Origin of the sequence: Rhizobium sp. BR 314, assembly GCF_047445805.1 — a bacterium.
In the GTDB taxonomy this organism is placed as follows: Bacteria; Pseudomonadota; Alphaproteobacteria; order Rhizobiales; family Rhizobiaceae; genus Rhizobium; species Rhizobium lusitanum_B.
The window spans coordinates 81,241-95,764 of sequence record NZ_JARWLA010000019.1; the positions used below are offsets into that span (position 1 = coordinate 81,241).

A 14,524-nucleotide genomic window follows, 5' to 3' on the forward strand; every position below is an offset into this window, starting at 1 on the left:
ACCGAAAAGCCCCTCATCCGGCCGTCGGCCACCTTCTCCCCTCTTGCGGGACGAAGGGGGTGGGCGCACCTGGGCCTTCTTTCCAGCCAATTGCTTAGACGAGAATGCGGAGTTAATCCCCTCTCCCCGCGTGCGGGGAGAGGGTTAGGTGAGGGGCAGAACTCGCCAGACGATAGGAGCCGATGGCCCAATCCCCTCAAATATCGCCGGCCGAAGGCCCCCAGACATCCGTCATGGCAAAGCCTTCCGCCATCGGGTCGAAGGGATCCAGCGCCACCTGACTGAGACCGAAGGTGAAACCGCGACCGGTGATCGTGGGAATGATGGCCGGCTTGCCGGCAACTTCGGTCTCCGCCTGCAGGCCGACTTCGAATTCGGAACCAATGATCGAGCGGGACTTGAAGACATCGCCGACCTTGGCCTTGCCGCGGGCATGCAGTGTCGCCAGATTGGCGGAATTGCCGGTGCCGCAGGGTGAGCGGTCTGCACGGCCGGGCCACATGGTCGTGCAGGTGCGGATGGCGCCATCGGAATCGATGTCGCGGAACATCACATAGGCAACGCCCGAGATCGCCGGAATTTCCGGATGAACCACCGTCATCGCCCGGTTGATCGCATCCTTGATGACCATGCCCGCCTGAACGAGGGCGGCCGCATTGGCCTTTTCGATCTTTAGGCCAATCTGGCCGACATCGACCAGACCATAGAAGATGCCGCCGTAGCAAAGGTCGAGCTTGATCTTGCCCCATTGCGGCGTGTCGAGCTCGACATCGAGCTCGTGAACGAAGGACGGCACCATAGTCAACCGCACCTTCTCACAACGGCCGTCGCGGCACGTCGCCGTGGCACGAACGAGGCCAGCTGCCGTATCGAGCGTGACGACCGTTTCCGGCTCCTTCATCTCGACGATACCAGATTCGAGCAGTGCCGTAGTCACGCAGATGGAATTCGAGCCGGAGCTTGCATGCGCCTGGTCGGGCTGCAGGATGATGAAACCGGCATCGGCGTCGGGATGCTTGGCCGGCAGCAGCAGGTTGACGGAGCCAATCGGCGCGCCGCGTGGCTCCAACACGAGGAAGCGACGCAGTTCCTGACCCTTCGGGTCGGTGTTCAGCCAATGCAGCTGCTCGGCGATGGTGTTGCCGGGGATCTTCGGCACGCCGCCGATGGCAACCTTACCGATTTCGCCTTCGCAATGGACATCCAGCAACTGGATCGTGCGCTTCCATCTCATCTCATCTACTCCAATCAAACCTGTCGCGTAATGTTGCCATCGACCAGCAAGACAAATGCCTTGTGTTGCGGGTCTCGACTCCTCGCGGCGGCAACGCGATGCCGGCCCGGTGCGGTATTGCTGCCGACCATCAGAACCGTACGCTTGTTTTCGCCCATGCCGAAGCCCGCCCGCAAAGTGTCGCCATGTCCGATATGGCGCGACTCTGTGATATATCAGTTTGAGCGGACTGGCTATCGGCTTTTGGAGAACGAATCCGATGCGCGATCGGAACTCTATTGCCGCAATGTCTCGCCGACATTGTTGCCCGTCGCCTCGACGCTATCGCCGAGAGAGCCGACCGTATTGCCCGCCGAGGCGCCGACACGGCGCCACTGCTCTCCGTAATTCTCACGCGTGCGAGGATCGAAGATAGCGATCGGGGCGCTGACGGCGGCGCCGGCAACGCTGCCGACGGTCTGCGCCGCGCCAAGCGCAACCGCACCGACGGCATCGCCGATGCCGACATCAGAATCGGTGATCGTCTGGCCGGCAATCAGCCGGGCACCGATGAGCTTCACCACTTCCGGGCTCTCGGCAAACTTGCCGTGGTTCAGACCATCGCCTGTCTTGAGCTTGGTGAGATCGAGCACCGTGATGCCCTGCTTTTCCAACTCGCTGCGATAGGGCTCGGCCGCCGGATCGATCTGGCCGAGACGGTCGACATTGCCGGAGATGCGACGCGACAGGGAAAGGGCCCGGTCGTCACGCGAGACGAACAGGGTGAAATGCGGCTTGTCCTTACCGAGCGCCGCGAACTGCCGCCCGAAGACGTCGACATCGAGATCGGGCGAAGCCAGGATAACGTTCTTGATCTTCGGCGTAACGCTGCCGTTGCGGATCGCCATCTGGCGGATAGATTCGACGGCGAGCCAACTCCCCATCGAGTGCGCCATGACCGTGATATCGCCGACAGCGGGATCGGCGGCGACCCGGCGGAGCAGCTCTTCGAGCGAGTCACGGGAATAGTTCGTGCTTTCCTTGTCATAGGCGTAGTCGAAGATGCTCGCCCGCGACGGCCAAGTGAAGACGATCGGTGCGACCTCGGCGTGGGAATCGTGCACGATCTGCGCAAAACGGTAGACAGCATCCTCATACCGATTGTTGAAGCCATGTACGAAGATCAGCACGCGCTTGTTTTTCGGCAATTCCGCATGCAGCCAGCCGCGGCCGTCCGCTTCGGTCGCGAGCGGCTTGACCGCAAGGGTGACGAAGTTCTTCAAGGGGTTGCCGGGCAAGCGGCTCGGCCATTGCACCTGGCCGACCTTACGGTTGGCTTCCGGCGGAATAGAGATGCTGACGGCGTCGATCTTCAGCCCCTGACCGCGTTCGCCCGAAAACAGGATCGCCGGATCCTTGTCCGGCAAGCGTGTTGTAGCGACCAGCAAATCGACCTTCGAGGTTCCAGGCACGTTTTCACTGACTGGCCGCATGACCCCGACGGGACGGCCGCAGGCCGCCAGCGACAGCGTCACGACAATGGCAACAGCTCGGAAAAAGACTCTTCCCCGTCGGCCCGAACTCGCCATACGCTGCATCATGCAACCTTTCTTTAACGCCTTACTACCGCGCCACTCTACGCATCGGCGTCCATGGCGCAAGCAAAGAGACCGATCCCAGGCCACATGAAACAACGCTAATTCGCACCAGCATTGCAAAGGCGCAACGCCATGGTCGAACGGAAAGCATGCGATACAGGAAGAAAGTGGGAGGTGCTGGATAAAAAAAGAGCCCGACGCGGGAGGAGGATGCGTCAGGCTCTTTGATCCGGATTGGCAACTGGGAGGAGGAGTGTTGCCAATCAATGAAGGCGCGCTGGGAGGAGGAGATGCGCTGCCTTCGAAGGGGTAGATATAACGCCCGGAGAGTCGTGAATAGACTATCTTTCGCAATGCAGCATTGCACCCAACGCATTGCTTTTACCCACCTATACTGAAAATTCCGCATAGCACCGGCAAACCAGGCCCGTCGCCGCCTATTTTAAAGCCGCTACGGACTGAAGATCGGAGATTCACATAAGCGTGATCGCCAGCCTTGGCTCGATCCCGCGTCGATACACGAAGCGGCGCAGATGTGCTCCGCGCCGCGCCTCCAGTTTGTTGCTTTAGCTCCGTCTGCCGGAGCGACGCGCTCTACGCCGCCTTGAAGGCTTTCTTTCCTTCGGCATCCAACGCCGCGAACTCCTCATCCGAAAGCACAATGTTGACGGCTGCCGTGTTTTCTTCGAGATGCTTGACCTTGCCCGTTCCGGGGATCGGGAGCATGACCGGGCTGCGCTTCAGCACCCAGGCAAGTGCGATCTGGCTCGGTGCGGCGCCATGCCTCTTGGCAATGGTGTCGAGAAGTGAACCTTCCTTGGCGAGATCGCCCGCAGCAAGCGGGAACCACGGAATGAAGCCGATGCCGTGCTTTTCGCAGTAGTCGAGCACATCTTCACTGGTGCGATCGACCAGATTGTAGCGGTTCTGTACGGTGACCACCTTGAAGTGCCTGGAAGCGGCCTCGATCTCGGCAACGGAGACTTCGCTCAAGCCCGCATGGCGGATGATGCCATCGTCGAGCAGCGACTTCACGGCATCAAACTGCTCGGCGGCCGGCACCTTGGAATCGATACGATGAAGCTGCCAGAGGTCGATCCGGTCGACACCGAGATTGCGCAAGCTCTTATGTGCCTGCTGGATAAGATATTCAGGACGACCCAACGGCACCCAGACATTCGGACCGGTTCGCGTCAGGCCACCTTTGGTGGCGACGACGAGATCCTTGCCATAGGGGTGAAGCGCTTCCTTGATCAGGCGCTCGGAAACGTCCGGACCATAGGAATCAGCCGTGTCGATGAAGTTGATGCCGAGCTGCGGCAGGCGCTTCAGGGTTCGGACGGCTTCGTCATGATCGTCCGGCTCACCCCATATGCCGGCACCGGTGATGCGCATGGCGCCGAAGCCAAGACGATGGACGGGAAGGTCGCCGCCGATCTTGAACTGACCGGACTTGGCTGCGTCGAAATCTGACATGGTTCTGTCCCTTTACTGATCTGAATATAGATGGAGTTCCCGGCGTCGAAGCGGCCGGGATTTGTCGAGAAAATCGAGCTGTTCGCGAAGGGGGGATTGAGGTCGCGACCACAGACTAGATGGGTCTGCTATCCGGCATATGCAATGCACGGCCGCTTGATGACCTGATCTTTTCGGCATGCCTCCATCGATGCAGCCGCAACGAGCGGTCGATCAGAGGCTTTTCCGGGGATCAATCGGCGGGCAAATGCTGCCGTGCCAGTACGCCAAGATCGGCAAGCGTGGTCCAAAGTTCGCGAAACATCTCAGGCGCGAACCGCTCCAGCGAAATCTCTTGCCGCCCGCCATTCCAACGCTCGCCGCCGATGCGAAGCATGCTGACGACGGCAGCGGCAAGCACGCTCAACCGAAACCGCTCCTCGTCACCACCGCGACTGCGGGCTTGCAGAGCATCCACGAGCTTTCTCTCAAGCTTTGAATATTTCAGCTGATCGCGCGCACGAAGCGCCGGCGTGTTGTGGATCAAGACCGCAATGGCAAGGTGCTGCGGATCGGAAATGGCGGCGTGCAGAGCCGCATTGATGGCCGCCTCGATGACTTCAGCGAGCGACGCCTCTGCCGGTTGGGCAGCGACAACTGCGATCAATGCATCCGAAAAGCCATCCTGCCAGGCGGCGACGACATCTTCCTTGCTCGGGAAATAGTCGAAGAAGCTGCGCTTGGAGACGTCAGCGGCCTCGGTGATATCTTCGATGGTGGTGCCGTCAAAGCCGCGTGCGAGGAAGAGTTTCAATGCCGTGGTTTCGATGCGCTCGCGGGTCCGGCGGCGCTTCCGTTCGCGCCGGCCTTCCCTCACCGCGCTATCGCTGCCAGGCAGATCCGCCATTCGTTTCCCCGCTATGCATTGGCTTCGGGCCGTCCCGTATCGGCCTTGCCGGCTTCCTGCGCAAATGCCCCGACGCCGACATTCCCCTCCGTGCTACGATATTTGGAGCCGCTAATCGAGAGCTCCATCGGATTCTGCCGCGATATCCTGTAGACGCCGGCGGGCGGAATGTTGCGAACGGTGCCGCCGATGCGGGTGCCCTTCAAGCCGAGACTTTCCAGAATCGTCCGCGGAATAGGACAGCGAGGACCATAAGTGAACTGATAGAAGGCCCCGCCGGGCTTCATCGATTCGAAGGCACCGCCGACAATGGCCGCAACCTTCGAAGGCGGCATGGACAAGAGCGGCAAGCCGCTGACGACGGCGCCGAAAGGGGCGTCATCGAAGAGGCCGCAATCGCCGAGCTGCGCCGCGTCCATCCGCACTACCCGCGCCTCCGGAAAGCGGCCGCGCAAACGAACCGCAAACTCCTCGCCGAACTCGACCAGCGTAAGGGCATTTTCCGGAATGCCGCGGGCGAGCAAGGCGTGGGTGAAAACACCCGTGCCAGGGCCAAGTTCGAGCACGGGACCGCCCAACGGATCGATCTCCTGCGTCATTAGCTTCGCCAGCCGTTCGCCCGAAGGCGCGACTGCCGCGACCCGCATGGGATCGCTGACCCAGGAGCGGAAAAACCGCACGAAATCGGCACATGATGTCTTTGTGGTCATTCCGCGAATCCAATCTCCGGCTGCGATTCGAATGAGTATGCGATGAGGACCGAGCAGCGTGGCATTTCAAAGGCGTGCCACGCCATTAGGCAGCCGAAAAGCGTTGATATGCAAGGGCTAACGCATGATTTTTCGATTGCATATTTTCACTAATTACAAACTTGCATTTAGTGCAATAAATTACCAACTACAATGGGTGATGCCAAATCTCTCGACAGGAGGTCGCCATGCCAGATTGGACAGTGAAAGACATTCCGCCGAAGACAGGTCGAATAGCCGTCATTACCGGACCCAATAGCGGCATCGGCTATGAGGCAGCCAAGGCCCTGACCGGGGCAGGCGCGAAAGTGATCATCGCCTCGCGCAACGAAAGAAGAGGCGCCGAGGCGATGGCGTCAATCCGGGCTGCAACACCCAATGCAGACATTGCGTTTGAGCCTCTCGACTTCGCCAGCCTCGATTCCGTCGCGCGCACGGCTGGGCGCATCGCCGCCGCCGTGCCGCGCATCGACCTCCTGATCAACAATGCCGGCGTCATGGCAATTCCCGATCGGCACGAGACCGAAGACGGCTTCGAAATGCAGATGGGGCAAATTATGTCGGCCATTTCGCCTGGACGATGCGGCTGCTGCCCAAGATCTTCCGCGCCGATGCGCCACGCGTCGTCACCGTCAGTAGCCTGGCGCATCGTAGCGGCAGGATCAATTTCGACGACCTGCAGTGGCGTCGGAACTACGGGCCTTGGCGCGCCTATTGCCAATCGAAGCTCGCGACGCTGCTGTTCGGTCTGGAACTCGACCGCATCGCGAGCGCCGAGGGCTGGAGATTGAAATGCGTTGCCGCCCACCCTGGCTATGCCGTCACGGCGTGCAGGGCGCAGGACCGCGCATGGGCCGCAACCGCCCCGGGCTTCTCGAGCGCTTCGGACAAGTGGTGGAGCCTCTCTTCTCGCAATGAGCCGCGGCAGGCGCACTGCCGACGCTCTTTGCTGCCAGCTCGCCGCAGGCGGAAGGCAGCGTCATGTATGGGCCGAAGGGCTTCTACGAGCTGAAGGGGCCGCCCGTCCAGGCATGGATTGCCCCACACGCTCACGACCAGGTCGTTTGGCGCAGACTTTGGGATATCTCGGAACAGTTGACCGGATTGACGCTGCCGCTACCCTCAGCAGCATAAAACAAGGCCCTCGCCGCGAATACGGAGAAGGCCACGCAACTCAGTTCAGACGCAGCTTACGGGCTCACGCACTGGCGGCGAGGACCGTTGGTCGGCTGATAGGTGTTATCGGAAGCGCGATAGGTCTTGTAGCGGCTGGCGCACCAGCGAACATGCGCACTGCCACGCGGCGGCTGCGCAACCGCCCCGCCAATGATTGCACCTGCAGTAAAGGCAGCCATCGGATACCACCAGCCGTCATTGTAACGGCGATAGCCCGGTCGGGCATGATTGTAGCCGCGATAGCCGTGCCAGTAGCCCGGCCGATGATGCGGGCGGTGGTGCGGACGATAATGGGGGCGAAGATGCCTGTTTTGATGGCGATACTGCGCAACGATGAGACCAGTGGGTTGACCGCCGCCTTGCGCAACCAGCGGCTGGACCATCGGCTGGATCGGTCCCGCAACGGCCGGATCGAAAGACGACATCGCCAGCAAGGCACTCAATGCGGTCACAGTTACCGTTGTCAGAAGTCGTTTCACAGCTCTTCTCCTCTCGAGTCGTACTACTGTTGAACGGCGCGTAATGATTGAAAATGTTTCATAATATTATCGCTTGCGCAAGTATGCATAGCAGGAATATAGATAGGAAGCCTACCTATTTAATTAAGGCAAGAAGCCCATGATCGACACTGACCGCCATCACGGGCTGGAAGAAGCCCATGCGCTTGCCGAAGCACTGCGCCCTGCCCTGCACCGCCTTTACCGGCAATTGCGCCGCGAAAGCGACGATCCAGGCTTGTCGCCGCTGCATGCCTTGCTGCTCGTCGCCGTCACGCGACAGCCAGGCATCGGTGTTGCCGAACTTGCCCGGATGGAAAAGCTGCGCGGCCCGACAATATCAGGGCATGTGAAGGCGATGGAGCGTGACGGTCTCATCATACGCTCGGCGCCCGACCCCAGCGATCGCCGGCGCAACGGCCTGATCGCAACCGAAAAGGGTCAGGAGCTCATAAAAAGTCTGAAGCAAAAACGAACGGACTGGCTCGCATCCGAACTGGTCAAACTGTCAGCAGACCAGCGCGCTGCCATTCGGGCAGCGATCGCACCGCTTGAGGAGATCGGCCAATGAGCGGAGAGCGTCAGCAAGCAGCGCCGCCGGCGACGCCTGCAGCGGGAGATCCACCCGACCGCCGCGAGATCCGCGCAGTCATTCTCGGCCTGATGATCGTGCTTGGCCTCGGCGCCATCGACCAAAGCATCGTCGCGACCGCCCTGCCCCGCATCGTCAGCGACCTTGGCGGCCTCACCCATCTCTCCTGGGTCGTCAGCGCCTATGTGCTCGCCTCCACCAGCACAATGCCGCTCTACGGCAAGCTCAGCGACCAATACGGCCGCAAGCCGATGATCTATGCGGCGATCCTGATCTTCCTGCTTGGCTCCGTCCTCAGCGGCATGGCGCAGACGCTGATGCAGCTGATCATCTTCAGGGCGATCCAGGGCATCGGCGCCGGCGGATTGATGCCGCTTGCGCAAATCATCATCGGCGATATCGTGCCGCCCGCTAGACGCGGGCGCAACCAGGGCTCGATCGCCGCAGTCTTCGCCGTCTGCAGCGTTGTCGGCCCGATCGCTGGCGGCATCATCACCGATCTTCTGTCCTGGCACTGGATCTTCTACGTCAACCTGCCGATTGGCGCCTTCGCCCTCGTCATGATCGGCCGCGCGCTCAAGCGGCCGCACCAGTCTCGGAGCCGCCGCATCGACTATCTCGGCGCCGTGCTGCTGACGGGTTGCACGACGAGCTTCCTGCTGGTGCTGGCACTCGGTGGCAATGAATGGGCCTGGAATTCGCCGGAGATTTTCGGCCTGTCCGCCGTCGCCCTGGTACTTTGCGGCCTCTTCATCCTTCACATCCGGCGCGAACCCGAACCGGTGCTGCCGCCGGACCTTTTCCGCAATCGGTTGTTCGTCGTCGCCTGCATCGTGCTGTCATTAACCTTCATGGGCATGCTCGGCGCGAGCCTGTTCTTTCCGTTGTTCTTCCAGATGGTCATGGGCGTCAGCGCTTCGCATTCCGGCCTGCTGACAGGGCCGCTGATGATCGGCGTCGTTATCTCCTCCATGGTCAACGGCCGCGTACTGCTGCATCGCTTCGGGCGATACAAGCCCGCACAGATCTGCGGCCTCTGCCTTGCGACGGTTGCCTTCGCGATCCTTTCCTGGGCCGCCGCCAGCAGCCAGGGTTTCTGGATCATCGAGCCCGCCGTCTTCGCTCTTGGTCTGGGGCTTGGGCTCGTTATGCCCACAATGACGATTGCGGTGCAGAACGCGCTGCCGTTTTCGCATCGCGGCGTCGGCACGGCGACACTCGCTTTCTTTCGCTCGCTTGGCGGCCTCATCGGCGTTACCGGCTCGGGAGCCATCCTGGCCTATCGCGTACAGAACGCCGGCGGACTGCTGGATGGCGTGCATGTGTCGTCACTCACCGAAGCCGGCATGAGGCAGCTCGCCACCGCCTCTCCGGAGGCGCATGCCGCCGCTATCGCACTTTACCGCCACGCCATCGCTATGACCTTCGCGACGGGAACGGCGATTGTGGCGCTGGCGCTGATTGTGCTGCTCTTCCTGCCGGAATTGCCATTAGCGACGGATCATCGGCAAGAAGCACCGCGACCCGGCTGAACCGACTCCCGTGGCGGTATAGCTTTTGTCCGCGCGTGAAAATCTGACCGACAGCTTGTCGGATCACGGCTCCGGCATTCGTCATATGGTGAAGGCCGGCAATCGGTCTGCTCGGACACCTCGATAGGAGACGTCATGACCCAATATCTGGTCGCCATCCACCATCCGGACGACTACGACCCATCCGTGATGGAGGACGAAGCGATGCACAGCGATATCGACAGACTCAATGACGAGATGAAGGCTGCCGGCATCAGGATTTTCGTCGGCGGCATGCACCCGGCAAGCGCCGCGACGTCGCTATGCCCTCAGCCCAATGGCGATGTGCTGGTGATGGATGGACCGTATCTCAAGACCAAGGAACATGTGGGCGGCTTCTGGGTACTGGAATGCGCTGACAAGGACGAAGCTCTGGTCTGGGGACGCAAGGCCGCGGCTGCCTGCCGCGCGCCGGTAGAAGTCCGCCAGTTTCACTGATTGCCGAGAAAGGTCGCGCCGATATGAGACCTGCAAAGCCGTACCGGCGGCACGCTTGAGCGACCACACCTGGCGCTCACGATCATCAGAAATCTGCAAAGAAAGAAATGGCGCACCCGAAGAGATTCGAACTCCTGACCCCCAGATTCGTAGTCTGGTGCTCTATCCAGCTGAGCTACGGGTGCGTGCCGAAACGGAAGAAACCGTTCGGTGTGGGCGGTTCTCTAAAGGGTCCCTTGAGGGAATGCAAGCGGATTTGTGAAAAAGATCGCCATTTTTGTTCAAGATAGTGACAAGCGTTTGAAAACAATCAGCTTTCTTGCAAGCTTTTGCTGCGGTAATCGTCGAGAGATACCGGGCGGTCGGGAATCTCGATGCGGAATTGCGTTCCCGCAACCGGTTTTTCCACCAACGCAATGGTGCCGCCATGGGCAAGAACCAGCTCGCGGGCGATTGCCAGGCCAAGGCCGGTGCCTCCAGAACGAGCGGAACCGCGAAATGCGGTGAAAAGATTCTCCCGCGCCTTCTGAGGCATGCCCGGGCCGGTGTCGTCGACGGTGATGCTGACGACGCTTCCTATCCGATGCGCCGACACAGTGATGCGCTTGACGCTCCCCGGCTCTGCATCGCTAAAGGCAATCAGCGCCTGATGGGCGTTGCGGCAGAGATTATGGATGACGCGGAACAGCTGTTCGCTATCGGCATCGACTTCAAGATCAGAATTGAGCTGCTCGACGAACTCGACGCCGCTTTCCGGGTCGATCGCCAGAATGTCCCGAACCTCGGCAATCAGCTCCACGAGATGAAGCTTGCGCCGGCGCGGCGCCGATTCGGACGTCTGGCCATAGGACAGCACCTCGGTCGTATAGCCGACGGCGCGATCGATGGTGCGCAGCAGCTTGGGTGCAAATCGCTTCACCATCGGGTCGTCGACATCGACAAGCCTGTCGGACATCAGCTGTGCGGCTGAGAGGATATTGCGCATGTCGTGGTTGATCTTCGAAACGGCAAGCCCGAGGGCGGCGAGGTTCTTCTGCTGCTTCAGCGTTTTCTGCAGCTGCGTCTGCATGGCGGCGAGATGGCGGCCCGCGACCGCAAGCTCATCGCGTCCCCGATCGGGCACGAGGATACGGCCGGGATCTTCGGGGTCGTCGGAATAGGCCTGCATGCTGTCGGTGAGACGGCGGATGGGGCGGATCATGATGCGGTTGATCGCAAAGAAGATCAGCGTAGCGGTGAAGAGCGAAATCAGGATGGAAACGAGGAAGACGCTGCGCGAATAGGCAAGCATGGCGTTGCGCAGGCGCGTGTCCTTCAGCACCACTTCGATGCCGGTGCCGGCATCGCCGCCAACGGGTCCGAAGACGCGAATGATGCGGTTACCACCGAAGATGAGCGTGTGAAGCGCATCCTTGATGGCCGTCAGCTGCGATACATCGCTCAGATCGTACATGTCGTCGACCGAGGCCGGCATTTCCGCTGTCGCCAGCAGACGCGAGGTGCCGTCCTTGCGCAGAACGATGGCCCGCGTGCCGGTGGCCATCAGTGTTTCCTTCTGCAGCGCGCGAGGCAATTCGGCGGTCTGCAGGCCGTCGATGGCGATGGCAGCAGCAGCAGCCGTGCTCAGCCGGTCTTCCAACCAGCGCAGCCGCATATTGGCGACGGAGGGCACGAAGATGAGAACCTCGGCCAAAGACATGAAAACGACCGTGAGAATGAGGAGCTTGCCCGAGAGGCCGCCAAAGATGCCGGTCGGCCTGCAAAGCCTGGCTAGGCCGACCTTGTCGGCCTTGCCCTCCCTTGCGACGTTTCCGCCCTGCTCACTGTCCATTTCAAATGTCCCGCTTCGCCGCAAAGCGACCTGATGGCGACTTGTCGAAATGGCATAATAGGCGATTGTGGGTTTTTTTCCAATCGAGTCGCGATCAAGGGACCCTATAGCGCCAACGGCAAGTGCGGCTGCGCCCGGCGCAACCGCGTCTCTCATCTATCGCAACGAGATCAGAATTCTTCCCAATTCTGCGCGGCGGCGGCCGTGGCGCGGCCAGCGCCGCCGCCGAAGGCCGTTGCGACCTTGTCGATCATCCGGCGCGCCGGCGATGGTGCCGGACGATGCGTTTCGGCGCGAGCCGCCATCGGAGCGGCAACATTGCCTCCATCGACCTTGAAGCGGGAGACCAGCCGTACGAGGCCATCAGCCTCGCCTGCCAGGCGGTGGGTCGCAGCAGAGGTCTCTTCGACCATGGCGGCATTGCGCTGCGTGACTTCGTCCATCTGGTTCACGGCATTGTTGACTTCCGACAGGCCGGTCGCCTGCTCGCGTGCAGCCGTCGCGATGGAGTGGATGTGATCGTTGATCTTCAGCACGCGCGCCTCGATGGTCGAGAGCGCCTCGCCGGTCGCCTGCACCAGCTTGACGCCGGCCTGCACCTCGCCACCGGATTTGCCGATCAGCGCCTTGATATCCTTGGCGGCCGTGGCGGAACGCTGGGCAAGCTCGCGCACTTCCTGAGCGACGACGGCAAAGCCCTTGCCCGCCTCACCGGCGCGCGCAGCCTCAACGCCAGCGTTGAGCGCCAGCAGGTTGGTCTGGAAGGCGATGTCGTCGATGACGCCGATGATCTGGCTGATTTCGCCCGACGCCTGCTCGATGCGGCCCATGGCATCAATCGCGTTGCGAACGACGGTGCCGGAACGGGCGGCATCGTCCTTGGCCTCGCCCACCATGACGCTCGCCTCGCGTGCCCGCTCGGTCGAATTCTGAACGACGGAAGTGATCTGATCGAGCGCTGCCGAGGTTTCCTCGAGCGCTGCCGCTTGCTGTTCGGTGCGCTTGGAGAGGTCGTCGCTGGCGTGACGCAGCTCGTTGGTGTTGGAGTTGATCGAGCCGGTGGTCTCGCGCACTTCGCGCATCGTGCTCTTCAACGTAGCAAGCGTCGCATTGACGTTCTGCTGCAGCTCCGCAAAGGCGCCCTGGAATTCACCCTTCATCGATTGGGTCAGATCGCCCTCGGCCAGGCTTGCGATGACGCGGCGGACTTCGCCGATGCCGACATCAACGCTGACAAGCAGCTCGTTCACATTGGTGGCGAAGCGATTGAGATTGGCGTCGCCGTAATCCTTGTCGATGCGGCGGCTGAAATCGCCGGCCGCTGCAGCCGAAACGGCGAGCGACATGCTGGACTGTAGTTCGTCGCTTCTGGCGCGCATCGCCATTTCTTCGGCATTCATGCGGCGCACGGCATTGCCGTTTTCCTTGAAGACGTCGACGGCGGCGGCCATCTCACCGATTTCGTCGCCGCGTCCCGCAAATGGCACTTCGATATCGAACTGGCCGTCGGCCACCTTCTTGATCGCGTCAGTGACCTTGCGGATCGGGCGGCTCAGGTGAACTGTACCGATATAGGCGCCTAGACCGACGCCGGCGCCGATGCCGACGACCATGATGCTGAGAACGACCCACAGGATGTTCTTGTGGAAGACGGCGATCTCGGCTTCCGCCTTTGCAAGTTCCGCCTTGTCGGCCTGAACGACGGCGTCGATCTCAGCTTGGAAGGCTTTGCGATTGGCGCGGTTGGCCTCGTTGTTGCCCTGCTTGCCGGCAGCGTCCGGACCCTCGGTCACACCAAGACGGGCGGTTTCCGTGCGAAAGCCGCGAAACTCCTGGGCGCGGGCCTGCAATTTGGCGAAGTCGGCTTTCTGCGCTTCCGGCACCAGGGGTGACCAGGAGGCCAGGACCTTGTCGATTTCGTCGAGATCGGACAGCAACCCATCGGCGAAGCTCTTGGAATCTTTGGCCGAAGCGGCCGCATAAATGCCGCGCGCCTCCATGACCACCGCGGTTACATAGCGGTTGAGATGCTCGCCCATATAGGCGCGGCTGGCAGTCTGCTCGTAACTCTGCAGTCTCTGGTCGTATTGACGCAAAGCATAAAGAGTGGTGGCGCCGATCAGCAGCGCCGCCCCAGTCATGACGAGTACAAGCAGATTTACTTTGCCGCGTATTTTCAAGATATCCCCCCAAAGGCCGGCAGCATCGCCAGAAATGGACGAGTTTTGCCAGTAGGATCCAGATATCGGCCAAATTCATTAATGTTATCTTGCTGCAATTTTAGTCAAAATGCGTGGATCAATACTTGTTCCTTCGTCGTATTTCAGCAGTTACGAATATTGTTGTGGCGCGCCGTCAATCGACCCTACGCCGCCGGGATCCTGCGTCAACAGGCGGGAATCCCGGATTTCAAGGAATCTGCGCCGGTATAATTGACTTTAGGGGTCCTGATCCTTATAAGCCCGCGCACGTTCGGTCATGGAGCCTGTATTTGCGG

The 14,524-nt window shown here is 60.9% G+C and carries 13 protein-coding genes and 1 tRNA gene; 5 read left to right on the top strand and 9 right to left on the bottom strand.

What is annotated here, in order from left to right; translation table 11 throughout:
* Positions 1 to 196: 196 nt before the first annotated feature.
* From QD461_RS22085 to QD461_RS22105, 5 genes are all read right to left on the bottom strand, one after another.
* Positions 197 to 1,234, bottom strand: coding sequence for a 4-hydroxyproline epimerase (locus tag QD461_RS22085; protein WP_414089668.1), 1,038 nt, complete (start codon positions 1,232 to 1,234; stop codon positions 197 to 199).
* Between the two features lie 275 nt (positions 1,235 to 1,509).
* Entirely contained in the window at positions 1,510 to 2,814 is a 1,305-nt protein-coding gene (locus tag QD461_RS22090) for an alpha/beta hydrolase (RefSeq protein WP_414089669.1), read from the bottom strand.
* A gap of 591 nt (positions 2,815 to 3,405) precedes the next feature.
* Positions 3,406 to 4,287, bottom strand: coding sequence for an aldo/keto reductase (locus tag QD461_RS22095; protein WP_414089670.1), 882 nt, complete (start codon positions 4,285 to 4,287; stop codon positions 3,406 to 3,408).
* A gap of 232 nt (positions 4,288 to 4,519) precedes the next feature.
* Positions 4,520 to 5,173 carry a TetR family transcriptional regulator gene (locus QD461_RS22100; protein WP_414089671.1) on the bottom strand — a complete coding sequence of 218 codons (654 nt, stop codon included), beginning with the start codon at positions 5,171 to 5,173 and terminating at the stop codon, positions 4,520 to 4,522.
* Positions 5,174 to 5,184: 11 nt separating this feature from the next.
* Positions 5,185 to 5,883, bottom strand: coding sequence for a class I SAM-dependent methyltransferase (locus QD461_RS22105; RefSeq protein ID WP_184706596.1), 699 nt, complete (start codon positions 5,881 to 5,883; stop codon positions 5,185 to 5,187).
* A gap of 227 nt (positions 5,884 to 6,110) precedes the next feature.
* On the opposite strand from QD461_RS22105, the gene QD461_RS22110 reads away from it, so the two are divergent.
* Together QD461_RS22110 and QD461_RS22115 are read left to right on the top strand one after the other, a co-directional pair.
* The gene (locus tag QD461_RS22110) at positions 6,111 to 6,713 is read left to right on the top strand and encodes an SDR family NAD(P)-dependent oxidoreductase (protein WP_414089672.1); all 603 of its coding nucleotides are present in this window, start codon (positions 6,111 to 6,113) and stop codon (positions 6,711 to 6,713) included.
* A 190-nt stretch (positions 6,714 to 6,903) separates the two neighbouring features.
* Positions 6,904 to 7,056, top strand: coding sequence for a hypothetical protein (locus tag QD461_RS22115; RefSeq protein ID WP_414089673.1), 153 nt, complete (start codon positions 6,904 to 6,906; stop codon positions 7,054 to 7,056).
* A 56-nt stretch (positions 7,057 to 7,112) separates the two neighbouring features.
* Here QD461_RS22115 and QD461_RS22120 read toward each other — a convergent pair whose 3' ends face one another.
* Entirely contained in the window at positions 7,113 to 7,577 is a 465-nt protein-coding gene (locus tag QD461_RS22120) for a BA14K family protein (RefSeq protein ID WP_414089674.1), read from the bottom strand.
* Positions 7,578 to 7,716: 139 nt separating this feature from the next.
* Between QD461_RS22120 and QD461_RS22125 the strand changes: the two genes are divergently transcribed.
* The 3 genes from QD461_RS22125 to QD461_RS22135 all read left to right on the top strand — a co-directional run bounded on the left by QD461_RS22125 (position 7,717) and on the right by QD461_RS22135 (position 10,196).
* Entirely contained in the window at positions 7,717 to 8,166 is a 450-nt protein-coding gene (locus tag QD461_RS22125) for a MarR family winged helix-turn-helix transcriptional regulator (RefSeq protein WP_414089675.1), read from the top strand.
* Positions 8,163 to 9,719 carry an MDR family MFS transporter gene (locus QD461_RS22130; protein ID WP_414089676.1) on the top strand — a complete coding sequence of 519 codons (1,557 nt, stop codon included), beginning with the start codon at positions 8,163 to 8,165 and terminating at the stop codon, positions 9,717 to 9,719. Before QD461_RS22125 ends, QD461_RS22130 begins: the two co-directional genes overlap by 4 nt.
* 135 nt (positions 9,720 to 9,854) lie before the next feature.
* Positions 9,855 to 10,196: a YciI family protein gene (locus QD461_RS22135; RefSeq protein ID WP_414089677.1), complete on the top strand. Its 342-nt coding sequence runs from the start codon at positions 9,855 to 9,857 to the stop codon at positions 10,194 to 10,196.
* Positions 10,197 to 10,304: 108 nt separating this feature from the next.
* On the opposite strand, the gene QD461_RS22140 is transcribed toward QD461_RS22135, so the two are convergent.
* From QD461_RS22140 to QD461_RS22150, 3 genes are all read right to left on the bottom strand, one after another.
* Positions 10,305 to 10,381 (bottom strand) — tRNA-Arg (locus QD461_RS22140).
* Positions 10,382 to 10,506: 125 nt separating this feature from the next.
* Positions 10,507 to 12,027, bottom strand: a complete 1,521-nt coding sequence (locus tag QD461_RS22145; RefSeq protein WP_414089678.1) for an ATP-binding protein — start codon at positions 12,025 to 12,027, stop codon at positions 10,507 to 10,509.
* Between the two features lie 170 nt (positions 12,028 to 12,197).
* On the bottom strand, positions 12,198 to 14,207 hold the full coding sequence (locus tag QD461_RS22150) for a methyl-accepting chemotaxis protein (protein ID WP_414089679.1): 2,010 nt from the start codon (positions 14,205 to 14,207) through the stop codon (positions 12,198 to 12,200).
* Between the last annotated feature and the right edge of the window lie 317 nt (positions 14,208 to 14,524).

Bases quoted from the DNA above. Each gene is read 5' to 3' on its own strand.
- QD461_RS22085 (WP_414089668.1), bottom strand. From the start codon at position 1,234: ATGAGATGGAAGCGCACGATCCAGTTGCTGGATGTCCATTGCGAAGGC.
- QD461_RS22090 (WP_414089669.1), bottom strand. From the start codon at position 2,814: ATGATGCAGCGTATGGCGAGTTCGGGCCGACGGGGAAGAGTCTTTTTC.
- QD461_RS22095 (WP_414089670.1), bottom strand. From the start codon at position 4,287: ATGTCAGATTTCGACGCAGCCAAGTCCGGTCAGTTCAAGATCGGCGGC.
- QD461_RS22100 (WP_414089671.1), bottom strand. From the start codon at position 5,173: ATGGCGGATCTGCCTGGCAGCGATAGCGCGGTGAGGGAAGGCCGGCGC.
- QD461_RS22105 (WP_184706596.1), bottom strand. From the start codon at position 5,883: ATGACCACAAAGACATCATGTGCCGATTTCGTGCGGTTTTTCCGCTCC.
- QD461_RS22110 (WP_414089672.1), top strand. From the start codon at position 6,111: ATGCCAGATTGGACAGTGAAAGACATTCCGCCGAAGACAGGTCGAATA.
- QD461_RS22115 (WP_414089673.1), top strand. From the start codon at position 6,904: ATGTATGGGCCGAAGGGCTTCTACGAGCTGAAGGGGCCGCCCGTCCAG.
- QD461_RS22125 (WP_414089675.1), top strand. From the start codon at position 7,717: ATGATCGACACTGACCGCCATCACGGGCTGGAAGAAGCCCATGCGCTT.
- QD461_RS22130 (WP_414089676.1), top strand. From the start codon at position 8,163: ATGAGCGGAGAGCGTCAGCAAGCAGCGCCGCCGGCGACGCCTGCAGCG.
- QD461_RS22135 (WP_414089677.1), top strand. From the start codon at position 9,855: ATGACCCAATATCTGGTCGCCATCCACCATCCGGACGACTACGACCCA.
- QD461_RS22145 (WP_414089678.1), bottom strand. From the start codon at position 12,027: ATGGACAGTGAGCAGGGCGGAAACGTCGCAAGGGAGGGCAAGGCCGAC.